This is a genomic window from Pedobacter gandavensis (genome assembly GCF_032678745.1).
Lineage (GTDB): Bacteria > Bacteroidota > Bacteroidia > Sphingobacteriales > Sphingobacteriaceae > Pedobacter > Pedobacter gandavensis_C.
Window position 1 is genome coordinate 633,417 of record NZ_JAVTST010000002.1, and the last position, 20,824, is coordinate 654,240.

18 protein-coding genes are annotated in these 20,824 nt (G+C 40.3%); 10 read left to right on the plus strand and 8 right to left on the minus strand.

Annotation, left to right across the window (positions count from 1 at the left end; genetic code table 11):
- Window positions 1-16: 16 nt before the first annotated feature.
- Window positions 17-1,351, minus strand: coding sequence for a hypothetical protein (locus tag R2S10_RS10485; RefSeq protein WP_316840399.1), 1,335 nt, complete (start codon window positions 1,349-1,351; stop codon window positions 17-19).
- A gap of 303 nt (window positions 1,352-1,654) precedes the next feature.
- Here R2S10_RS10485 and R2S10_RS10490 point away from each other — a divergent pair, with 303 nt between their 5' ends.
- The 5 genes from R2S10_RS10490 (at window position 1,655) to R2S10_RS10510 (ending at window position 6,171) form a co-directional block, all read left to right on the plus strand.
- Complete coding sequence (locus R2S10_RS10490; protein WP_316840400.1) at window positions 1,655-2,248, plus strand: HD domain-containing protein; 594 nt, start codon at window positions 1,655-1,657, stop codon at window positions 2,246-2,248.
- 2 nt (window positions 2,249-2,250) lie between these two features.
- A complete protein-coding gene (locus R2S10_RS10495; protein ID WP_316840401.1) occupies window positions 2,251-3,183 on the plus strand; it encodes a hypothetical protein in 933 nt (310 codons plus the stop codon).
- Window positions 3,184-3,489: 306 nt separating this feature from the next.
- Window positions 3,490-4,326 carry a DUF6266 family protein gene (locus tag R2S10_RS10500; protein ID WP_316840402.1) on the plus strand — a complete coding sequence of 279 codons (837 nt, stop codon included), beginning with the start codon at window positions 3,490-3,492 and terminating at the stop codon, window positions 4,324-4,326.
- 108 nt (window positions 4,327-4,434) lie between these two features.
- Window positions 4,435-4,875 (plus strand): SRPBCC domain-containing protein, encoded by a 441-nt coding sequence (locus tag R2S10_RS10505; RefSeq protein WP_316840403.1) that lies wholly within the window; start codon window positions 4,435-4,437, stop codon window positions 4,873-4,875.
- A 69-nt stretch (window positions 4,876-4,944) separates the two neighbouring features.
- Window positions 4,945-6,171 carry a TCR/Tet family MFS transporter gene (locus tag R2S10_RS10510; RefSeq protein WP_316840404.1) on the plus strand — a complete coding sequence of 409 codons (1,227 nt, stop codon included), beginning with the start codon at window positions 4,945-4,947 and terminating at the stop codon, window positions 6,169-6,171.
- A gap of 10 nt (window positions 6,172-6,181) precedes the next feature.
- Here the strand turns inward: R2S10_RS10510 and R2S10_RS10515 are convergent, their stop codons facing one another.
- The 3 genes from R2S10_RS10515 to R2S10_RS10525 all read right to left on the minus strand — a co-directional run bounded on the left by R2S10_RS10515 (window position 6,182) and on the right by R2S10_RS10525 (window position 10,020).
- Complete coding sequence (locus R2S10_RS10515; protein ID WP_316840405.1) at window positions 6,182-6,709, minus strand: GNAT family N-acetyltransferase; 528 nt, start codon at window positions 6,707-6,709, stop codon at window positions 6,182-6,184.
- A gap of 167 nt (window positions 6,710-6,876) precedes the next feature.
- Entirely contained in the window at window positions 6,877-8,301 is a 1,425-nt protein-coding gene (locus R2S10_RS10520) for a PLP-dependent aminotransferase family protein (RefSeq protein ID WP_316840406.1), read from the minus strand.
- A 138-nt stretch (window positions 8,302-8,439) separates the two neighbouring features.
- The gene (locus R2S10_RS10525) at window positions 8,440-10,020 is read right to left on the minus strand and encodes a M1 family metallopeptidase (RefSeq protein ID WP_316840407.1); all 1,581 of its coding nucleotides are present in this window, start codon (window positions 10,018-10,020) and stop codon (window positions 8,440-8,442) included.
- 248 nt (window positions 10,021-10,268) lie between these two features.
- Between R2S10_RS10525 and R2S10_RS10530 the strand changes: the two genes are divergently transcribed.
- Complete coding sequence (locus R2S10_RS10530; protein ID WP_316840408.1) at window positions 10,269-11,174, plus strand: class I SAM-dependent methyltransferase; 906 nt, start codon at window positions 10,269-10,271, stop codon at window positions 11,172-11,174.
- 70 nt (window positions 11,175-11,244) lie between these two features.
- Window positions 11,245-11,724 (plus strand): GNAT family N-acetyltransferase, encoded by a 480-nt coding sequence (locus tag R2S10_RS10535; RefSeq protein ID WP_316840409.1) that lies wholly within the window; start codon window positions 11,245-11,247, stop codon window positions 11,722-11,724.
- Between the two features lie 38 nt (window positions 11,725-11,762).
- On the opposite strand, the gene obgE is transcribed toward R2S10_RS10535, so the two are convergent.
- The 3 genes from obgE to R2S10_RS10550 form a co-directional block, all read right to left on the minus strand.
- Window positions 11,763-12,767: a GTPase ObgE gene (gene obgE / locus R2S10_RS10540; RefSeq protein ID WP_316840410.1), complete on the minus strand. Its 1,005-nt coding sequence runs from the start codon at window positions 12,765-12,767 to the stop codon at window positions 11,763-11,765.
- Window positions 12,768-12,883: 116 nt separating this feature from the next.
- Complete coding sequence (locus R2S10_RS10545) at window positions 12,884-13,453, minus strand: adenylate kinase (RefSeq protein ID WP_316840411.1); 570 nt, start codon at window positions 13,451-13,453, stop codon at window positions 12,884-12,886.
- A gap of 435 nt (window positions 13,454-13,888) precedes the next feature.
- Entirely contained in the window at window positions 13,889-15,091 is a 1,203-nt protein-coding gene (locus R2S10_RS10550) for an MFS transporter (protein ID WP_316840412.1), read from the minus strand.
- 86 nt (window positions 15,092-15,177) lie between these two features.
- On the opposite strand from R2S10_RS10550, the gene R2S10_RS10555 reads away from it, so the two are divergent.
- The 3 genes from R2S10_RS10555 to R2S10_RS10565 all read left to right on the plus strand — a co-directional run bounded on the left by R2S10_RS10555 (window position 15,178) and on the right by R2S10_RS10565 (window position 19,285).
- Complete coding sequence (locus tag R2S10_RS10555; RefSeq protein ID WP_316840413.1) at window positions 15,178-16,035, plus strand: AraC family transcriptional regulator; 858 nt, start codon at window positions 15,178-15,180, stop codon at window positions 16,033-16,035.
- A 267-nt stretch (window positions 16,036-16,302) separates the two neighbouring features.
- Complete coding sequence (locus R2S10_RS10560; protein ID WP_316840414.1) at window positions 16,303-16,776, plus strand: DUF2147 domain-containing protein; 474 nt, start codon at window positions 16,303-16,305, stop codon at window positions 16,774-16,776.
- Between the two features lie 85 nt (window positions 16,777-16,861).
- Complete coding sequence (locus R2S10_RS10565; RefSeq protein ID WP_316840415.1) at window positions 16,862-19,285, plus strand: TonB-dependent receptor domain-containing protein; 2,424 nt, start codon at window positions 16,862-16,864, stop codon at window positions 19,283-19,285.
- Window positions 19,286-19,405: 120 nt separating this feature from the next.
- Here the strand turns inward: R2S10_RS10565 and R2S10_RS10570 are convergent, their stop codons facing one another.
- Window positions 19,406-20,737, minus strand: coding sequence for a hypothetical protein (locus R2S10_RS10570; protein WP_316840416.1), 1,332 nt, complete (start codon window positions 20,735-20,737; stop codon window positions 19,406-19,408).
- Window positions 20,738-20,824: the final 87 nt, after the last annotated feature.

Genomic DNA, 20,824 nt, shown 5'->3' on the forward strand with positions numbered 1-20,824 from the left:
ATAATAGCCTGTGGTATTAAAAGTAATAACCGATGTTGATGTTAAATCGGCTATGCCATGTGGCATCCTGATTTCCTATGGCAAGGCCATTTTGCCATTCCGGACCTAACCAAGGTTGATTTTTCCCTGCCGCCCAATCTACATAGCTGATCAGATTACCTGCTTTCAGCATCATCCCCAGGACATTCATTTGCGTGTCACTGGCTCCTTGCTGCGTCTTATCCATGTAAGAATAGTTTTCATAGAAGGTGATCGAACTGATCGGACCGATCTTTACCGCTTGGGTAAAAGCCACTGATGCCGTGTGCAGGTATGCTTTTGTTGCTACATCGTAAGTAGATCCGTAAGCGCCAAGACTTACACTATGGTTATATTGTGCCGAATCTGCCAAATGGTATTGGTAATACATGGATTGCAGTTTCACATTGAACTTCCCGAAATTTAGGTCGGTATGTATTGCTGCTGCCCATCTGGAGCCCATGTTTCCTGTAGGGATGTTGTAAACACCACCCAGCATTCCGGAAACACCAATTCGTTTATTTTCTGAGAGTAAATATTCTGTTTTTATGTTCCCTTGGTTTACTTCTTTATTTCTACCGGCAACATCATAAGAATATCGCGAAGGGTCGATACTGGTTTTATCGCCAAAATCCAGCTCCATTGCACTTTTAAAGAAGGCTAAATCATACATCCAGCGGTTGCTGCGTTGATGGAAGCGGATTCCCATGGATGCTTTGTCTTCAAAGCCCAGGTAGTAGGGAAGGTTAAAAAACCAGTTGTGAGAGTTATATGTCGTGTTCCCGAAGGGATTCTGAACTAATCCAATTGCGAGATTGGTACTGTCATTGAAGTGATAGGTTAAATACCCATCTTTTAAAAACGATCCGCCAGAGGCTTTAGCGTAAAACCGATATTCTGCATGGAAATCGAGTTTTTTATGGGAGGCATCTACATTGATTCTGAACATATCCAGTCCGAAATCTCCGCCTCTTTTTACTTGTTCTTTTTTCCAGGAGGAAAGGTTGTAGTTGAACCTTAATGCGCCTCCAATTTTAAGCTGAGGCTTGGCAGGGTATTTTGTGGAATCTAACTGCTTTGCTGGAAGGTTCTTTGTTGTAGTATCTGCTTTATTTGTGGTGTCTGACTTATTTGTCGGAGCGGCCTTTTTTGCCCGGCCTGCTCTTGCTGCCATTAAGTTTGAATCCGGCTGAACTATCCGAGCCGCCTGATCTGCGCCAAATGAAAGGGCAGCAATATCTGGTGGTATGGGTATTCGATCCTGGGCCAAAGTCGTCAAAGGGACGACAAAAAATAGCATTAAACAGCCTATGAGCTGTGTGAGTTTTACCATAATAATAGTTTAATACAAGTCAGCTTAATTACTGCTTGTAATAAAATGCTTTAAATAAAACATTAAAATGAAAATCGGGGGGCAATCCCCTTAGACATTTAAACAGATTTTCATCTGTTTCTTTAAAAGAAAATAACGCGCAAATTGCGATGAATTCGCTGAGGTTTAAATTAAAAACATGACAAAGGTAAGAAAAATAACCCTAAAATCCAAGTCGCCCACCAAATCAGGCCCTTAGGAATGGGGATACACCTGACTTCAATATGATAGAAAAGGGGGAATAAAACCTTATTTTTGCATCCTATGAATTTAACAGATCTTGCCAAACAAATGGCCTTCATCCATGAAATTGACAAACTCAAATATATACAGCGAAAAACCCGCCTGTTCAACAGTATGCGTCATGAAAACGATGCGGAACACAGCTGGCATCTCGCGATGATGGCCCTCGTTCTTGCCGAACATGCCAATGAAAAAGTAGACATTATGAAAGTGGTCAAAATGTTGTTGATCCATGATATTGTAGAGATAGATTCGGGAGATATTTTTTTATATGATAGCCAGGCAAATCACGACAATACTGTCGAAGAACAGCGGGCAGCAGTACGAATTTTTGGTCTTTTACCAGATCATCAGGCAGAAGAATTTATTTCACTATGGGAAGAATTCGAAGCCGGAATCACCGCAGAATCGAAGTTTGCAAAATCCATAGACCGACTGGAACCGGTCCTTCAAAATGTCTCAAATGAGGGTGGAACCTGGATGGAATATGAGGTGAAATATGATACCGTGATCCAGAAAACAAGTAAAATGAAGGAGGGCTCCGAGGTATTATGGGACCATACGACTAACTTATTTGAAGAGAGTATTGCAAAAGGCATCCTGAAGAAAAATTAAAATTGAAAAGAATCGGATTAGCATTGCTTGTGATGGCCATTTTCTGTGCTGGTTATTTCAATTACCAAAAGAAAACTGCCCATACACCTCGATATACCAGAAAAATATCATCGGCAAAAATGACGCCCTATCAGAAGGAGATGGAAAAGCTCTTGTATTCGACCTTTGAACCGGATCAAACTTATGCGGATCTGCTCCTTAAGAATGCTAATACTTTAGATTACCCAATAGTTTACAAAAGAGAACAGCATCTTCCCTGCGACTGCCGGGAAAGGATCTATCAGGAATTCCAGGATAGCCTGATGCAGCAACCTTTATCTGTGAAAGTCCGTTATATCTATAATGATGACCAGCAGCTACTGGAATCTACGCATTTAAATGATGGCCAGCTGACTAGCAAATTGAGCTATACCAGGGATGACCATGGACTGATTCAAAAAATCCGGACCATAAATCAGTATGGAAAGTTCCTGACCTGGTTCATCTATGAAAAGGACCGTTTCCATAAAGTGACCCTACAAGATGATGTTCCGGCAGCCTATGAGACCTTCTTTTTAAGTGACTTGAAACAAGTGATCAGGAGATCTGCCATACAAACCGAGCTCATACCAGCAATAAGCCATAGCTTTAACTACGATCAGCTAGGTCGCTTAACCAAAGAAACCACCAGGGAAGCTGAATTAATTTATGAATACCCTAATGATGAGGAAGATGTTTATTCAAAATTCAGTTATTATCGCTTAAATCCTAGAAAGCTAATCAGTATCAATGAAATAACCTGGGACAATAACCGTCAGATTCTGGTTGGTAAAACCGCCAATTTACAGCCTTCATTTAGGCATATCAAAGAAAAGACCGATAATTGTACCCTTCGCTCCTATGTATATAATGAAAATGAACGCCTGATGAGCAGCACCTTAGACTCCTGTAAGTAGTCAACTCCTACCAGCTTCTTCCTACTTCTTTCCCTATTGCTTCCTCACTTAGCTCCTGATGAGCTGCAACTGCCTTCGTAATGCTCCCTAAGTTTCTTCAACTTTACTTGGTGTTTTCAGGGAGGTTGGTAGGACCTTAGCCAACATATTAGCCTATCAACTAGGGTTTAAGACTGTATTGGACTTCCCATTAATCCTTAAAAATTAGGGTCTCATTTCGAATGCATAGTGGATTCTTTTCCTTATCTTCATGAATCCTCTACAAAGGACTAAGCTACTCAACCCTAACCCATTAACCTCTCTCGTATGGCTAAAGCTTTAAACGGTCCTCAAGGACATTTCAATGGAAAAATAGGAAAACTCGTTTTCTATATGTTAAATGGCGTTCCCGTGGTGCGTCTTATTGGTCGGCCGGGAAAACCAAGCAAAGCGCAATTAGCCAATCATTCGACCATGTCTGTGACTTCCAGGTTCTTGGGTACGATGAAGGACTTCATCAAATTAGGTTATGGTTTACAAGCAAAAGGTACCACCAGAAACGCACATAATCTAGCCACCTCTTATCATAAAAAACACGCTTTAATCGGTGAATACCCCAATATTAAGATCGATTACAGCAAGGTGGTGTTGAGTGAAGGTACCCTATCAGTTGCGGAAGATTTGAAAATCGTAAAAACTGAAGCGGGACTGGAGATCAGCTGGAATCCAGACTTTCAGCAAGGAAAGCGGAATTATGATGACAGCGTTATGATTATGGTTCATTTCCCTGAATCTAATACTAGTCGCGATTACCTGAATATTGCCAGAAGATCCGAAGGAAAATGTTTCCTGGGATTCATGGAACAGCAATTAGAGCAACAAATGGAGGTATATATCGCTTTCAGATCTGCTGATGGGGAGCAGATATCAGATAGTGTTTATCTGGGCAATTTGAATGGTCAGAAACCAACTAAGGAAGAGCTTCACAACCAATATAAATACGAGTCGGTAAAGGAAAGATTTGATCGGGTAGCCAAAATGTACCTGGATCAGTGCAAAGGAACAAATTCTGAGCCTACAAATAATAAAGCCTTCCGGCATCTGCAAAAGGAATATGAGGTATTAAAAGAAAAACTGGATAGAACCCCTGGAAAACCCGGCTGAATTCCCCGGAATTAATCCATTATTTCATTTATAAATCCTACCAAATGTAGCCTTTACAAGGTGAAATCAGCCATTATAATAGGCAAAAAAAAGGAAAGCAATCAAAAGATGAAAACAGCAGCACTTGAAGTAGAACAAATCCTGGATGCACCGGTTTCCAGTGTCTGGGCCGCATTGACCAATAATGATCAGCTAAAAAAATGGTATTTTGATCTGGCAGAATTTAAACCTGAAATCGGTTTTGACTTTCAATTTTATGGTTCAAAAGACGATAGGAGATATTTGCACCTCTGTAAGGTAACTGCAGTTATTCCGGAAAAGAAAATCGCTTACAGCTGGAAATATGAAAACCATCCTGGCGAGACTGAGGTAAGCTTTGAGCTATTTGAACAGGAAGGAAAAACCAGGTTAAAACTGAGTCATACGGGAATAGAATCTTTTGGAACCGAAAATCCTGATCTTTCCCGCGCCTCATTTGAGCAAGGCTGGACCTATATTCTAGGCACATCGTTGAAGAATTTTATAGAAAACAGTTCAAACCAAGTTTAATATGTAGGAGATCTGAAAAGGGAATCTATAAAAAATGAATAACTTGCGCCTTCAAATCCAGAAATTTTTATGGCATCATCCAGAAAAGCGGCGTTAAGCTTCATTTTCATCACCATGTTATTGGACGTGATTGGCATTGGGCTGATTATTCCGGTTTTCCCTCAATTGATAGAACAATTGATTCATGGCAATATCAGTGAGGCTTCTCAGTGGAGTGGTTTACTGATGTTTGCTTATGCCATTATGCAATTCGTATGTGCCCCGATTATAGGTAACCTGAGCGACAAATATGGTAGAAGACCAGTTTTACTGGTTTCTTTATTTGGCTTCGGCATAGATTATATTTTCCTGGCTGTAGCTCCTACCATCTGGTGGTTATTCCTTGGACGTATCATTGCGGGGATTTTTGGTGCTAGTATGACTACTGCTACGGCCTATATTGCCGATATCAGTACGCCAGCAAACAGGGCACAAAATTTCGGTTTAATTGGTGCAGCATTCGGCTTAGGCTTTGTGGTTGGCCCTGCTTTAGGTGGTTTATTGGGTGAACTCGGTCCTAGAGTTCCTTTTATTGCTGCTGCCGTCCTCACTTTTATCAATGTAATTTACGGTTATTTTGTATTGCCTGAATCCCTGGACAAAGCACACCGACGTTCTTTTGAATGGTCCAGAGCAAATCCAATCGGTTCCTTACTCTGCCTTAAAAAATATAAGGGAGTGGGTGGTTTAATCGTGGCTTTAATCTTTATTTACATCGCTGGTCAGGCCTTACAAAGCACCTGGACTTTCATCAATATCGAACGTTTTCAATGGAATACTTTTCTAATCGGCATTTCGCTTGCTACTGCCGGAGTGCTGGTTGCCCTGGTTCAGGGTGGCTTAATCAGGTATACGAGTCCGCGCTTGGGCAATGAAAAAAGCATTTATATCGGTCTTGCCTTTTCCGTTATTGGAATGCTTTTATTTGCATTTGCCAATCAAAGCTGGATGATGTTTGCCTTTTTAGTCCCTTATTGTCTGGGCGGAATTGCAGGCCCTGCACTTCAGGCTACGATCTCAGAAAACGTACCTCAGAATGAACAGGGAGAACTGCAAGGCGCTTTAACCAGTCTGATGAGTGCTACTTCCATTGTAGGGCCCTTGTTGATGACCAATTTATTCGCCTGGTTTACCAACCCCAAGGCTCCTTTTAAATTTTCCGGTGCCCCTTTCCTTGCCGCAGCAGTATTTATGATGATCAGCTTATGGATTTGTCGGAATACGATGAAAAAGGAATCCTTTATCAATAGAAAATAATCGTCGGGATTTAAAAGTTTGTTTTGATCAGTATTAGCGATGGAAGGTTAAACCCCGCAATATTGATCACTGCGGATCCGCTTTGCTGGAAACCGTATTGTTCATAGAAAGCAATATTGTCTCCGGCCTCGGCATTTTCAATGATTTTCAAAGCCTCATAGGATTTGCAGACGTTCAGGCATTTTTCCAATAGGATTTCCCTGGCGCCAGTACTTTTATAGGCATCCAGCACTTCAAAATCCTCCAGATGAATCAGGCGTTTATCTTTAAAAGCCTCCGGAACAGTTCCGTTTCCACTGAGGTAGGCATATCCGGCAGGTTGATCTTCCACATAAACAATAATCAGTTGATTGGAAAAGGTGTTTAGGTTGCTAATGATAGTGGGCGTATTGAATTTCTCAAACAGGTATTCCTCTAGCTGACTGGTGTTGAGTAGCCCAGTATATTTTTCCTGTCCACGTTTTTCTCCAAGCATTTGCAATACAGCTATTCCTTCTTCTGAGGCTACACTGAACTTTGTTTTTATCTTATTTTCCATGTGCTTAGTTTAATTTAGGATTGATCCCATTAAGGTTCATGTTTATTCATGATCATAAATTCTCGGGGCTCAACAACCTCCTTATTTAAAGGCCAAAACTAAGCACTACAACGCTGCGAAAAGGGGGTCAGTATCCTAAAATCCATAGGGTACAGATGACATAAAAATTAAGACTTTCCTGCCAGGATTCCCGCCTGTCGCAAGACATCCATGCTTTGTCCGGTATACCTAATGGCAAAAACGATCCTGAAATATTGTTCAAAAGCATTGCTATAGGAGAACGTGTAACCAGGTGTAAAGCGAACGCCAATTTCTCCGCAATGCGCATGAAATTTGGCCATATCGATATCCTTATCCATTTTCAACCAGATGCTATAGCCACCTTTAGGGGTAGAAATCAGCGTTTTTTCAGGAAAATGGGTAGAAATCAATTCGATAGTTTGGTAGCATTGGCTGGCCAATTTCATCCGGAAGGAATGAATATGTCGCTCATAACTGGTGGTCGCCAGGATTTTCAACATGGTTTCCTGATAAATCGGAGATACCGTACTGCCCAATGCGAATTTAATCTGCTCCGCAACTTTAAAAAATCTACCTGTAAACAACCAGCCCAGGCGAATTCCTGAGGCCAGGGTTTTGGAATAAGAGGAGAAGGTCATGACCAGTCCGCTATCGTCCATGGAGCTGATATTTCCGGGACGATGATCAGAAAAATTAAGGTCTCCGTATACATCATTTTCTATGATGGGAATGTCTTTCGCTTTAGCGATTTCCAGCAACCTCCGTTTGTTTTCATCCGACATCAGATATCCTGTTGGATTATGAAAATTTGGCGTCAGTGCAATGGCTTTTATGGGAATCATTTTTAGGCTTTCCTCTAAAAAATTCAGGTCAAATCCTTCCGGTTCCAACACTGGGATTTCTACAATTTTAAGTTTCAGAGAGGTCAATACCTGCAACATAGAAAACACACATGGGCTTTCTATGGCTACTGCATCTCCGGGGCTGGTAACCGTAGCCATGGCAATATAAAATGCTTGTAATGCACCATCGGTGATGATCAATCCATCTGCGTCAAAATTCCCATGGTTTAAGGCGGCCCTTTTGGTAATGTGTTCTTTTAGCGGTTCGGAGCCATTTGAAGGATAATACCTGAGCAATTGCGTCCCATTTTCTCTGATGACTTGCTGCATATTTCTCAGGATCATCTTTTGGGGGATAAAAGTATCATCTGGAGTGGCCACATTAAACTCCTGAAGACGGTGGCGCTTCAATGGGTCCCTATTGGAGGTAATGGCCAGCAAATTATTTCTAAACAGTTCATCTCTCAACCGAATTTGACTCGGAACAGGGATCTGTTTAGTGCTATGCCAGCCTTTCGCCAACGCCACATAAAATCCGGATTTAGGAATACTTTCTACTAAACCCGTAATAATTAAAAGCTCGTAAGCTTTCTGAATAGTGCTTAATCCGGCCTGATATTGCTTTTTTAAGCTCCTCACCGAAGGAAGTTTATGTCCTGGTTTTAACCTTCCTTCGGTAATGTTAAGCGCGATCTCCGCAGCGATCTCTTCATATCTATACTTGTTCATAGGAAAATTTAGGCATCGAATTTACATATTTCGATCAATTTTCCAATAGCAAAAATTCAGGCCAGAATGTGAACAACCTTGTGGATAAAGGGTGGATAACAAGTGGAGAACTCTGTGAACAACCTTGTGGATAACTTGCTATTTGAAGCTTCCTTCCTTGTTGGTCAGCTTAAAATACTCATCCAGATTTGCGCCTAAAGAAGTTTCCAATGCGGATTTCAAATCTTGCGGCTGTGGGTGTTTATTCTTCCATAAGCTGAAATAATACTGGAAAGCTTTATCCATTTTCTCTCTGCCTACTTCATTTTCCAGGATAAAAAGCCATAAAGCTGTTTTCACATAAGAAGCCATACTGTACTCATCAGAGCTGCTAAATTTATCAGATGGGGTTTCTATGGCAGATTTCATCGGAATAGAACTCAGGGCATTGTAAATGCTATTTAAAAACTCATTTTCCGGAAGTTTCTTCACTTGCTCAGGAATGGCATCTCCAAAGAGACTGTTTGAGCGGTACTTTTCCGCTTCATACCTGAATTGAAAATACGTATTCAGTCCTTCATCCAACCAGGCATGCTGACGTTCATTGCTACCCAACATACTCATGAACCAGTTGTGCCCAATTTCATGTGCTATGACCGCATCCAGCGTTTCTTTTTTAGCATCCGGACTAGTGATCAAGGTGATGGTCGGGTATTCCATTCCGCCACTTGAATTATTCGCCGGACCTTCTACTACTTGTACTACCGGATACTCGTACTCACCAATCCATTTGCTGTAGTGTTTTACCGCATCCTTTGTATAATCGATGCTGTTGCTCCATAACGTTTCTTTTTTATCGTGGTAATAGGTAAAAGCATCTACTACTTTACCCGAAGCCAGTCTTGCGGTATCGTACTGGATCACGAAATTCTTTGCAGCAAACCAGGCGAAATCAGGGACGTTAGCGATTTCATACCTGAGTGTTTTCGTTGGAGATTTATGAGTCGGTTTATACAAGGCAGGTTTTCCTTTTCTATTGGCCGTATTTGCAGCACCCAGCTTTTTATACAAAGCCAGTTCATCTGCAGTTTGCAATACACCAGTAGCCCCTACTACATAATCCGAAGGCAAGGTAATATTTACTTTAAAGGAAGCATATTCACTGTAGAACTCTCCCATATCCAGGTATGGGAATTCATGCCAGCCATTTTTATCAAATACAGCGGGTTTTGGATACCACTGACAAATCATAAATTCTCCATCGGCAAAACCAGATCTGGAGAAGTAAGAAGGTAATTTTACGTTAAAATCGGTGCTGATGTTGACCGATTCACCAGACTTTAGAGGTGTTGGCAATTTTACTTTGATCACATCGATGTATTGTGGATTTGGATGGGCTTCCGTTGTGGCCAGCTGTCCATTTACCTTGAAATTTAAGCCATCAATACTACCGAAACTATACTTTTCCATTTTCTTCACTCTGCTGGTATCACTTTTCAATTGCTGGAACAAGGCTGTAGATTCCTGCTTATAGGCATTCGGCCAGATGTGGAACCAGATAAAATCCAGGGTATTTGGAGAGTTGTTTTTGTAAACGATCTGTTCCGAACCTTTGAGGGTCTTTGTCTGATCATTTAGGGCAACATCGATGTTATAACTAACCTCTTGTTGCCAATATTTATCCTGCGCAAAACCAAAACTGCTAAAGCATACAAATAGGATTATCAAGCATTTCTTCATTCTTATCATTTTTTTAAGGGTAATAGTGTTGCTTTCAGCAATCAATCATTCATTATTTTATTCTATTTCTCCTGGAAATAGCTTTATTGGTTTCAGGGAGGCAAAGATCAAGCCTTTTCTTCCGTTCTCTCATTCAAAAACGGTAACAAGATGAGCATCAATCTAATATTAACACAATTTAACATTTACGTTTAATTCTTAAGGAAAAAAATAATTAGCTTTAATACAACCTAACCCATATCAACCGAATGTTCCACAAAGAAAGCTATGAACTCCATGAAAAATGGTACAATGAGAAGTTTCCAACTCCTGAAGCTAAATCTGCTTATTTTAAAAAAAGCAGATACGAAGATACCACTAGCATCGGATCATGGTTACAAAATTTGTTTTTTAATTGCTTGAATCCGCTGCTGAAAAATAAAGATCAAAAATGGCTGACTGTTGGTGATGCATATGGTTTTGATGCCCGATATATCCTAAAGAATGGCAATCAGGCGACGGCTACCGACCTTAATACCGATTTTCTAAGCATTGCTCATCAGGAAGGAATAGTGGATGATTACCGATCGGAAAACGCGGAAAGGCTCAGTTTTGAAGACAACAGCTATGATTTTGTACTTTGTAAAGAATCTTACCATCATTTTCCAAGGCCTTATTCTGCCTTATATGAAATGATTCGGGTTTGCAAAAAGGGGATTGTGATCATAGAGCCTCAAGACCCCATTTCCAAAATGCCTTTGTTACTTTTCATGGTGAACACCTTAAATTCCATTAAAAGTAATCTTGGTTCTAAAGTATGGAAAAACCGCTTTTCTTTTGAACCGGTGGGCAATTTCGTTTATAAAGTCTCGGAACGCGAATTTGAGAAATTTGCGGCGGGGCTGAATCTGCCATTGGTTGCTTTTAAGCGTATCAATCCTAACTTCTATTTTAGTGGTGCAGAGGGGATTACTGCGGATAAAAAGAGTAAAAAATTCAGGTCTATCTACTTAAAAAAGTCTGTTTTGGATGTCTTATCGAAGTTAAACATCATCCCAGGACAAGTCTTATCGGCCATTGTTTTCAAAGAAATACCTGCAGCAGAAGAATTGATACAACTTAAAAAAGAGGGATATAAACTATTGAATATTCCAAAAAATCCATATCTTAATTAAAGGATAATTAACGCCTTTTGAAGGCTTAACCAGCGCTTGCTGAAGTAAATAATTTTAGGGAAAGCATGTTATGAATAGCAACGTACACCTGAGCAGAACGAATCCTGATCATTTAGATTTCAGGAAACTCATCGAGCTTTTAGACGAAAACCTGGCTGAGAGCAATGGGGAGGATCAGTCCTTTTTCAATCAGTTCAATAAAACTGACGAGATCAAACATGTGATCATCGCATATATGGAGGGTGTTGCCATCGGTTGTGGCTCCATCAAGGAATTTGCCCCGGGAACCATGGAGCTGAAACGTATGTTTGTGCATCCTGAGTTCCGAAATGCAGGAATTGCCTCAAAAATCCTGGTTCACCTGGAAAGATGGGCGCATGAAATGGGTTATGAAAGGTGTATTCTGGAGACTGGCGAGAAACAGAAAGAAGCGGTAATCTTATATGAGAAAAGAGGCTATCAGCGGATATCGAACTATGGTCAATATGAAAATATTGTGGGTAGCGTTTGTATGGAGAAGAAACTAAAAGACCTTTCTTCTGCTGTTTAGGCTAAAGAAAGGTCCATTAATCCTTTTATGATTGTTAATTATGCTTCTTCATTGATTGATTCCCACAGCATGTCTTTCAATTCTGTTAGGCCTTTTTGGGCTACAGAAGAGATAAAGATAGATGGAACATGTTTAGGGATTTCTTTTTTCATTTCAGCCATCAATTCTTCATCCAACATATCGGATTTAGTGATTGCCAATAAATGAGGTTTTTGCATCAATTCCGGGTTGTAATCCTTCAGCTCTGCTTTAAGAATCTCATATTCTTCAGAAATGGTACGATGAGTATCTGCAGGTACCATAAATAGCAATACAGAATTTCTTTCGATATGGCGAAGGAAACGGAATCCTAATCCTTTACCTTTTGAGGCACCTTCAATGATTCCAGGAATATCAGCCATTACAAATGACTTACCGCCACGGTAGGCTACAATACCCAGGTTAGGAACTAAAGTAGTAAAAGGATAATCTGCGATTTCTGGTTTCGCTGCTGATAAAACGGATAGCAAAGTTGATTTCCCTGCGTTAGGGAAGCCTACTAAACCTACATCGGCAAGTACTTTTAATTCCAGTACCATCCACTGTTCTTTACCTGATTCACCTGGTTGTGCGAAACGTGGAGTTTGTAAGGTTGGCGTTTTAAAGTGCCAGTTACCTAATCCACCACGACCACCTGGGGTTAGAATTTTAGTTTCTCCTTCTTTAGTGATTTCGAAAATTACTTCTCCTGTTTCTGCATCTTTAGCGATGGTTCCAAGGGGTACATCTAAGATTTCGTCCTTACCAAATTTACCGGAAGAAGTACCACTAGATCCTGGCTGACCATCTTGAGCGATGATGTGCTTACGATATTTTAAGTGGAGTAAAGTCCAGAATTGTGAGTTTCCTCTCAGTATGATGTGTCCACCGCGTCCACCATCACCACCATCAGGACCACCTGTAGAAGTGCGTATATCACGGTGCAAGTGTGAAGACCCTGCTCCGCCCTTACCTGAGCGACAGCATATTTTAACATAATCTACAAAATTTGAACCTTGTGACATAACCTTCTTTTTTAAAAATAAAAAAGCCGACTTATAAAGTCGGGCTTTTGCGATACTGGTTTAAAACAGCATCAAATTTATGATAAATATGCCGGTTTTCCGGCACATCTTTTTTACTAGTACTGATCAACAACCGCACGTAACTCTGTAAAGATTGCATCGATATTACCGATACCGTTTACTTTACTTAGTTTACCTTGTGCTTCGTAATATGGCAAAACATGAATGGTTTTGCTAAAATACTCGTCGATTCTTTTTTGCAGTTTATCTGCCTGATCATCCGCACGACCGCTTTCCAACTGACGTTGTGCGATACGTTTGGTTAATTCGTCCTGATCAACATCTAAAGCAATTACACCTGCAATGCTACTGCCTTTGCTCTCTAAAAATTCGTCCAGCGCAATAGCTTGTGGAACTGTACGTGGAAACCCGTCAAAAATAAAGCCTTTGGCTTCCGGGTTTTTATCCACTTCTTCTTCCAGCATAGCGATGGTAATCTCATCAGGGACTAATTGTCCGTCCGCGATTAACTCACTTACTTTCTGCCCTAGTGGCGATTGATTTTTAATGTGAGCCCTAAAAAGGTCACCTGTTGAAATGTGAATCAATTGATACTGGTCGATCAATTTCTGAGATTGAGTGCCTTTGCCTGCACCCGGTGGGCCAAAGAGAACAAAATTAAGCATTTGGTTTGTCTTTAAAATTAGAAAGCCTCCTGCTTTCGCAGTACAACTTTAGTTTCATGTTTAGTATAATATCCAATGATCCCAGCCCTAAATTCCTACCCGGCAAATCCACCTGGTAAACAAAAAGATATCAAATCATCTGTTAATTCAGTCTTCAAAACCAGCCTATCATTTTGGAGACTATTTCTAGAGGATTCAAGGTATAAACTGAAGATTTCTTAAAGAATTCAGCAATTTTAGCTCGAATTACCTGTTTTAAAGTTCAAAACAAGTAAAGTCCTTTTGAGGTTGCAAATATATAATTATTAATTTAGTATAGTTAATTTTTGACAAATTCTTAGCCATGAATTTGATGTTTATGTTAATTTTAGCAGGAAACATCGTGTAAATATAACACTATGGTGTTCAGCCTCTAAAAAACTGTTTAAAAAAAACTCATCCGGCTGATGTTTTGACTGGAATTAAGCGCCTTACTTTAGCAGAAAGCATGACAATAATCAGAGCCATACTACTCCAGGCGAGCATCTGCCAGGTGGCCCCTTCCCAGCCTCCAAATTTCCAGGCCAGCAAACCGGCATAAGTCCCAACCGCAGCACCAATAAAATAGGTGGTCATGTAAATGGTGTTCAGTCGACTGTGGGCCTGTTCATCCAAACTGTATATTCTGGTAAAATTGGTGATTTGTGTAGCCTGGACCCCGATATCGAGAAAAAAAACACTGATAATCAGTACGGCTACAGAAAAAGGGAACAATTTGATCAGTATGATGCTTCCAATAATCATGGAAACGGTAATGAACAGCGATTTATACACACTTCCCTTATCCGCCAGCTTTCCAAAATATGGGGCCACTAGAGCACCTCCGATGGCAATTAATCCAAACATTCCGATCGTTCCGGCATGGAAATTCAAGGGTGGGGCGCTCAAATGAAAAGTAAGGGTGGTCCAGAAGGAACAGAACACGCCAAAGGTAAAGGCACCAAGGATTGCCGCTTGTCGGAGGACCCGATATTCTTTGATCAGTGACAGCGTGGATTTGAGCAGACTTCCATAATTCCCCTTGAACTTAGCCGGTGCTTCGGGGAGGTATATTTTCAACAACACACTCACCAGCAATACCATTACCGCAGAAAGTCCAAATACCGTACGCCAGCCAAACCATTCGGTCAAAAGGCCAGCCATGACTCTTGCCCCTAGAATCCCCACCAGTATTCCGCTAAATACTTTCCCTACGTTTGCCCCTCTGTTTTCCTTTCCTAAAGTTGCGGCCATTGGCAGTATGATTTGTGCTGGGGTAGAAAATAATCCTACAAAGAAACTAAGGATGGAAATTTGCAGGAGTGTATTTGAAAAGCTGGTTAAAATCAGCGTCAGGCATAACAAACAAGAGAGTAAAATGATCAGGTTTTTCCGGTTTACTTTGTCGCCAAGCGGTAGCAGAAAAAACATACCTAAGCCATAACCCAGTTGGGAAATCATGGAGATTTTGCCGATTTCGCTTTCTGAAGCCTGCATGGTTATTCCGATTTCTCTAAGAATAGGTTGGTTATAATACACGTTTGCTACTATTATACCTGCAGAAACTGCCATTAAAGGAATCACTCCAGCGCGTATCTTTGTACTTTGATTGGGTAGCATAATTGATCATTTGATGAATGTTGCAAAGCTATCACCCAGGCGATCCTATAAATGGTAAATATTCATCCTATACTTGTAAAAATCAATTGAAAAGATTTATTCAACATGAGGCCCTATTTGTGAGACATTTTGAAACGGAAAAATGGCCTTTTCCTTTGCACAATCACGACCATTATGAACTGGTGTTTATTCATTCAGGAAAGGGAGTTCATTCCCATAATCAGGTAGACCAGAGTTATTCGGGAAGGAGTTTATTTCTGCTGGCGCCACAGGATGCGCATATTTTTGAGATTGAAGCGCTAACGGAATTCAGTGTTTTGAAATTCAACAATCTTTATCTGGAAGGGGGTTCAAATGAAAAGGGTTCTGCTGCCTGGAAGAAGTTAGTGGATCATTTACTGGCCATTGCGGCTACATATGATACTTGTTTACTGAAATCGGAAGAAGATCTGTTGAAGGTTGAGCAACTGATGCGGCTGATTGTACAGGAATGGGAAGGGAATTCTGGATCTGGTAACGAGGTCATGTTTCATTTGATACGTGCAGTGTTTAGCATACTCAAAAGAAATGCTATTGGAAATATCATTCCTACTCCCTCTTCCAATGGCGATCTGGTCATTTCTATTATTGAATTTATTCATGCACACATTCAACAACCTGAAGCATTGAAGCTGAATGTGCTGGCACTTCATTTCAATTTCTCTCCGAATTATTTGAGCAGTCTGTTTAAGCGACAGGTTAAAGTATCTATTAAGCAGTATATTGACGATTATAAGTATAAGCTAATTGAAACCCAGCTCAATTCTGGTGGCAAGATTAAAAAAGAAATCAGTAATGATTTTGGCTTTAATGATTTGAGTCACTTCCTTAAGTTTTTGAAAAAGTATGCGAATGGCGGAGCAGCGGTACTGAGCAGGAATGATAATGGAACTTTGTCTGATTAAATAGTTGTTTTCATATACTCATAAAGCTGAGCTTTATTAAGTGAATGTTATCTGATATGACCAGAACAAAAGCAGTCTGTTTAAGCGACAGATTAAAATATCTATTAAGCTGTAGATTGAAGATTGTAAGTATAAGCTGATTGAAACCCAGCTCAATTCAGTTGGTAGGATTAAATATTGCATTCAAACTTGGATTAAAATTGCTACCTTCTAGGTATTACTAAGCCTTCTCCATAAAGAACAAAAGACTCAATTAAAGATCCTTCTATGCGCAGAATACTTTTTTTAACTGTCCTGGTTGTTGTTATTCTCTCTGGATTATCTGCATTACCTGTTTTCTCACAAGACAGCTCGCCACATGGGGACCGGATTTTGGGTAAATGGATGACTGAGAAAAAGAATTTAATTGTAGAAGTTTTCAAGCATGACCATCAGTACAAAGCGAGGATTGTCTGGTTTGATGATACTGACGATTTAAGTAGACCGGCAGAAATGAGAAGGGATGATCAAAATCCAGATCCTGCTTTGAGGAAGCGAAAAATACTGGGTCTGGAAATTCTGAAACTATTAGCCTTTAATAAGAAAACCAATAGCTGGGAAGATGGTGTTATTTATGATGCATTGACTGGTAAAGAATGGAGTTCCTATGCGTTCATCACCAACAAAGGTTTGTTAAGGGTTAAAGGTTACTGGCATTTCAAAATCTTCTCAAAAAGCGTTGATTTTATGCCGGTTAAATAAGAATCCTCCTTTGATCATTTGAACAAATAGTCATTTGATACTTAATTCAGCAACTCCAGAAAGAATACAGAATTGATTCGTAATTATGCAAAAAACGAATCCATTGAAACCTATATATTCTCTCGCCTTTCTGCTCCTCTTTATTTGCCTTTTTTGCGGCAACATCACTGTTCTTGGACAATCTAAGGGAAACGTGACTGGAAAAATATCTATTAAATCTTCCAAACTACCTATGGAATTCGTGAACATTGTCCTTAAATCTGCAAAAGATAGTGCGGTAGTTCTTCATGAAGTCACAGATAGTAAAGGTAGTTTTAACCTCAAAAACATCCCGTTAGGAAGGTATTTCTTACAGGCCAGTTTTATAGGTTTTGAGGATGTGAAGACGCCGGTTTTTAACCTGGAGGGATTTAAAGTTTTCCCTTTGTTTATGGACGACTCGAAGCAGACCTTAAATGAAGTGCAAGTAAGTGCTAAGAAAGCCATTTTCAGCAATGCAATTGATCGAAAAGTATATCAGGTAGATATGGATTTAATGGCAAAATCAGGATCCGCATCGGAGGTATTACAAAATGTCCCCCTCGTACAGGTAGATGTGGATGGCAATGTAAGCCTGAGAAATTCCAGTGCTACAATTTTGATCAATGGAAAAATCTCGCCCTTGATGGGCAAAAATGCAGCAGCGGTACTACAGCAACTTCCGGCAAACAGCATTGAAAAAATTGAGGTAATCACCAATCCTTCTGCTAAATACAAACCAGACGGTACGGGAGGAATCATCAATATCGTTTTAAAAAAGACTACTAAAAGAGGCTGGAATGGGAATCTGACAGGGAATATTGGCAATAGGGAACGGTACAATGCCAGTGGCACCTTCAGCTATAATCCTGGCCGGATGAATCTTTTTGGCAGTTACAGTATCCGTCAGGATGACCGGGTAAGGACCACTAATAGCGATAGAACCCAAACAGATCCGAATACCAATTCGGTAAGTTACTTTCAGGATCAACTAACCACTAAGACGCGGCCTTTCTCCAACATTGCTACCTTGGGAATGGACTATATGATAGATGATCAGAACAGTTTCGGTATTTCCGGTGATTTCTACCTCAGGAATCAGCATAAAAATGACCTGACGCTTAAGAAGGTTAGCAATTCGACCGGCTTAACACAAGACTATGATCGCCTGAGGGCTAATTCGGAAGAGGAGAGCAATACTGGCGCATTACTTTACTTTGAGCATAATTTCGCAAAAGAAAATCATAAGCTCAGGATAGAGTTCAATATTGCACATGCTCCTGAAACAGAAAAGAACCATTTCAGGAATATTTTCCGCCACCCGAATCAAGCTGAGCAACTGGACTACACGCTCATAAAACAGATTTCAGATGTCAAAAACCTGACACTGAACTATGAAAATCCAATCTCCGAAAACAGTAAGTTAGAAGCGGGTTATGATGGTCAGTTTAACAAAGAAGACCTTGATTTTTATGGAGCTAGTTTTCAACCGGAAAAAGGAGAATTTGTAACTGATGTCCAAAAAACGAATCGTTTCCTTTTTAAAGAGCGCATTCATGCCTTTTATAGCACATTTTCTCATTCCTTGAACAAAATTGAAGTAATGGTTGGACTGAGGGCAGAGTATACTGACCTCAACTCCGCACTGATCAGTGCTGGGACCTCCATCCCAAACCATTATTTTAAAGTCTACCCTACCCTGCATTTCAGCTACAAGCTAAATGACCATAAAGAATTGCAGTTCAATTACAGTAGACGGGTAAGAAGACCTGAAGCTGATGACTTAAACCCCTTTGCGGAATATGCAGACCCAACGAACATCAGAGTAGGAAATCCCTATTTATTACCGGAAATCATTCATTCTGTGGAGGCAGGCTATTTATGGAGAATGAAGGGCTTAAGTATTTTACCTGGTATTTATTATCGGTATACTGCCAATCGGTTTACCTCTATCACCAGTCCATTAAATGACTCTGTATTGGTGACCAAACAGCAGAATTTAGCCAATGATAAAGCAATGGGCGCAGATGTGGTCATCTCTGGAAGTATCGGTAATAAGCTGAATCTTAGTCTGACGCCCAATCTTTTCTATAATCAAATCGATGCTGCTAACCTTGGCTATTCTAACAAGAAATCGACACTGACCTGGTCGGCGAATTTCAATACAGGTTATTTGATTTCAAATACGCTGAGCTTTCAGCTAAATTCAATATACAAATCATCGAGATTAACACCACAAGGGACATTCCTATCCAGCTTTGTGATGAATGCTGCAGTTAGGAAAGATATTTTCTCGAAAAAAGGATCGGTTTATATCACTGGTACGGACCTTTTCAAATCCCAGCGCCAGGAGGTTGAGCTACAAGGACCATACCTTGTTCAACATGTAAAGACTGTCAGTAATTCCAGCATGTTTTTCCTGGGATTGAGCTATAATTTTGGAACTGTGCCAAAGAAAAAGAAAGACTTACAGTTTGACAATAGTCTGTAACTACGAATAGTTATTTATTCAGGAAAATATTCAGGCTGTTTCAAAATTAGAAACAGCCTGCTGCTAATAAGGACATCATGGAGTGTCAGCAATCAACAGGAATTGAGCGCGCAATATTGCTTATAAACTCAGTGTGATTTTTGCCGGGAACAAGCGCTCAGGATCACCAAACAGTGCGCAGCTTTCTGCTAACACTGCATCTGAGAGTTTGACTTTATCATTGAAAACCACTTTCCCTTTATACATCAACTTTACCTTTTTCGAGAGGTCCATCAATTTCGGGCTTAGAAAGATCGAGATCTCTCCTTGTTTAACCGCAGCTGATTTCTGGCCTTCGGCATCCTCTAATTTTACATCCAGATAAATGGTATTTTTACTTTTATCCATGTTGACATCAAATACCGCGCGGTCGAACTCCTCTCCTTCTTTTAATCCAAGGGCTTTGTTAATGCTGATGTTGTAAAATCCATTGCGGTACCTGCCGTCCATCGGAAACAAGACCCAGCTTATTGCCGAAGGCTGAGGGTTTCTTGCATATTGAATTAAATAAGGGGTAGTTTTAGTATAATCAATGGCATGCCCTTTGGCGGTTTGCAATTCTATTTTATGGGTAAATCCTCCTTTATAAACCGTTTGTAAACTATCAAATACCAGCTTTGCCCTTTTTGTTAATTTGTTTCTACCGAATCCATTGTCATTTTCACCGGTTTGAAAAGAGAAAGCAATGTTTCTATAGTTTAGCACAGGGGCATTTCTTAGGGGCTCTCCTCCTGCCATCGGACCGGCTCCTGCCAGGTAATCTGCATAAAATGCGCCTAAACGCTGACTGCCATAACCGCCTTCAGAAATCCCCATGACATAGATTTTGTTGACATCTACTTTCCCACTGATCATTGCTAAACGGAACAATTTTTCCCAGGCGTACTGTTCGGGTTTAAACCACCAACGGTAGCGTCGTTCATTTGGAATTTGGGGAATAAAGTAAATGGCCGGCGCATCTTTGTATCTTAAACTCCATCCGATGGTGGCATTAAATTCCCCTATTTTTGGACCTGAACCATGCAGGTTTAAAAACAATGGATAGCCTGTAGCTGGTTGGCTCTCTTTACTGAAATAATAAAAAGGCATCGGGTCTTCCTCTTTCATCAACCATTGATGAACCGGATAAGTTTTGATTTCGGGCTTCGCAAGGGTTGGTTCCGGCAATTCGCTTAGGTCTGTATTGGCCTTTTTCCAAAGCTCCCAGACTTTCTTAGTGGACTGATCCAGCATAGAAATTTTAACCGGATTGCCTTGACTTGGGTATCCCATCACTGACTTCTCATGTTGTTGGATATTTTTCTTAAAATAATTCAGGGTGAGGCTATCAGAAGGGATGACTTTCTCTGCATTGGCGATTTGCGCATTTCCAGCGCTAAAAGCCAGGAGTAGGATATATTTATTGAGTTTCATATTGTGGTTAAGGGTTGTTAAAATCTGGCATTAAAAATTGATGATTCAAAATCAATTAATTTCTTATTGATTATGCTTTAATTAAAT

What these genes read in the sequence shown, in the direction of transcription:
- R2S10_RS10485 (WP_316840399.1), bottom strand. Translation starts at nt 1,351, where the DNA reads ATGGTAAAACTCACACAGCTCATAGGCTGTTTAATGCTATTTTTTGTC.
- R2S10_RS10490 (WP_316840400.1), top strand. Translation starts at nt 1,655, where the DNA reads ATGAATTTAACAGATCTTGCCAAACAAATGGCCTTCATCCATGAAATT.
- R2S10_RS10500 (WP_316840402.1), top strand. Translation starts at nt 3,490, where the DNA reads ATGGCTAAAGCTTTAAACGGTCCTCAAGGACATTTCAATGGAAAAATA.
- R2S10_RS10505 (WP_316840403.1), top strand. Translation starts at nt 4,435, where the DNA reads ATGAAAACAGCAGCACTTGAAGTAGAACAAATCCTGGATGCACCGGTT.
- R2S10_RS10510 (WP_316840404.1), top strand. Translation starts at nt 4,945, where the DNA reads ATGGCATCATCCAGAAAAGCGGCGTTAAGCTTCATTTTCATCACCATG.
- R2S10_RS10515 (WP_316840405.1), bottom strand. Translation starts at nt 6,709, where the DNA reads ATGGAAAATAAGATAAAAACAAAGTTCAGTGTAGCCTCAGAAGAAGGA.
- R2S10_RS10520 (WP_316840406.1), bottom strand. Translation starts at nt 8,301, where the DNA reads ATGAACAAGTATAGATATGAAGAGATCGCTGCGGAGATCGCGCTTAAC.
- R2S10_RS10525 (WP_316840407.1), bottom strand. Translation starts at nt 10,020, where the DNA reads ATGAAGAAATGCTTGATAATCCTATTTGTATGCTTTAGCAGTTTTGGT.
- R2S10_RS10530 (WP_316840408.1), top strand. Translation starts at nt 10,269, where the DNA reads ATGTTCCACAAAGAAAGCTATGAACTCCATGAAAAATGGTACAATGAG.
- R2S10_RS10535 (WP_316840409.1), top strand. Translation starts at nt 11,245, where the DNA reads ATGAATAGCAACGTACACCTGAGCAGAACGAATCCTGATCATTTAGAT.
- obgE (WP_316840410.1), bottom strand. Translation starts at nt 12,767, where the DNA reads ATGTCACAAGGTTCAAATTTTGTAGATTATGTTAAAATATGCTGTCGC.
- R2S10_RS10545 (WP_316840411.1), bottom strand. Translation starts at nt 13,453, where the DNA reads ATGCTTAATTTTGTTCTCTTTGGCCCACCGGGTGCAGGCAAAGGCACT.
- R2S10_RS10550 (WP_316840412.1), bottom strand. Translation starts at nt 15,091, where the DNA reads ATGCTACCCAATCAAAGTACAAAGATACGCGCTGGAGTGATTCCTTTA.
- R2S10_RS10560 (WP_316840414.1), top strand. Translation starts at nt 16,303, where the DNA reads ATGCGCAGAATACTTTTTTTAACTGTCCTGGTTGTTGTTATTCTCTCT.
- R2S10_RS10565 (WP_316840415.1), top strand. Translation starts at nt 16,862, where the DNA reads ATGCAAAAAACGAATCCATTGAAACCTATATATTCTCTCGCCTTTCTG.
- R2S10_RS10570 (WP_316840416.1), bottom strand. Translation starts at nt 20,737, where the DNA reads ATGAAACTCAATAAATATATCCTACTCCTGGCTTTTAGCGCTGGAAAT.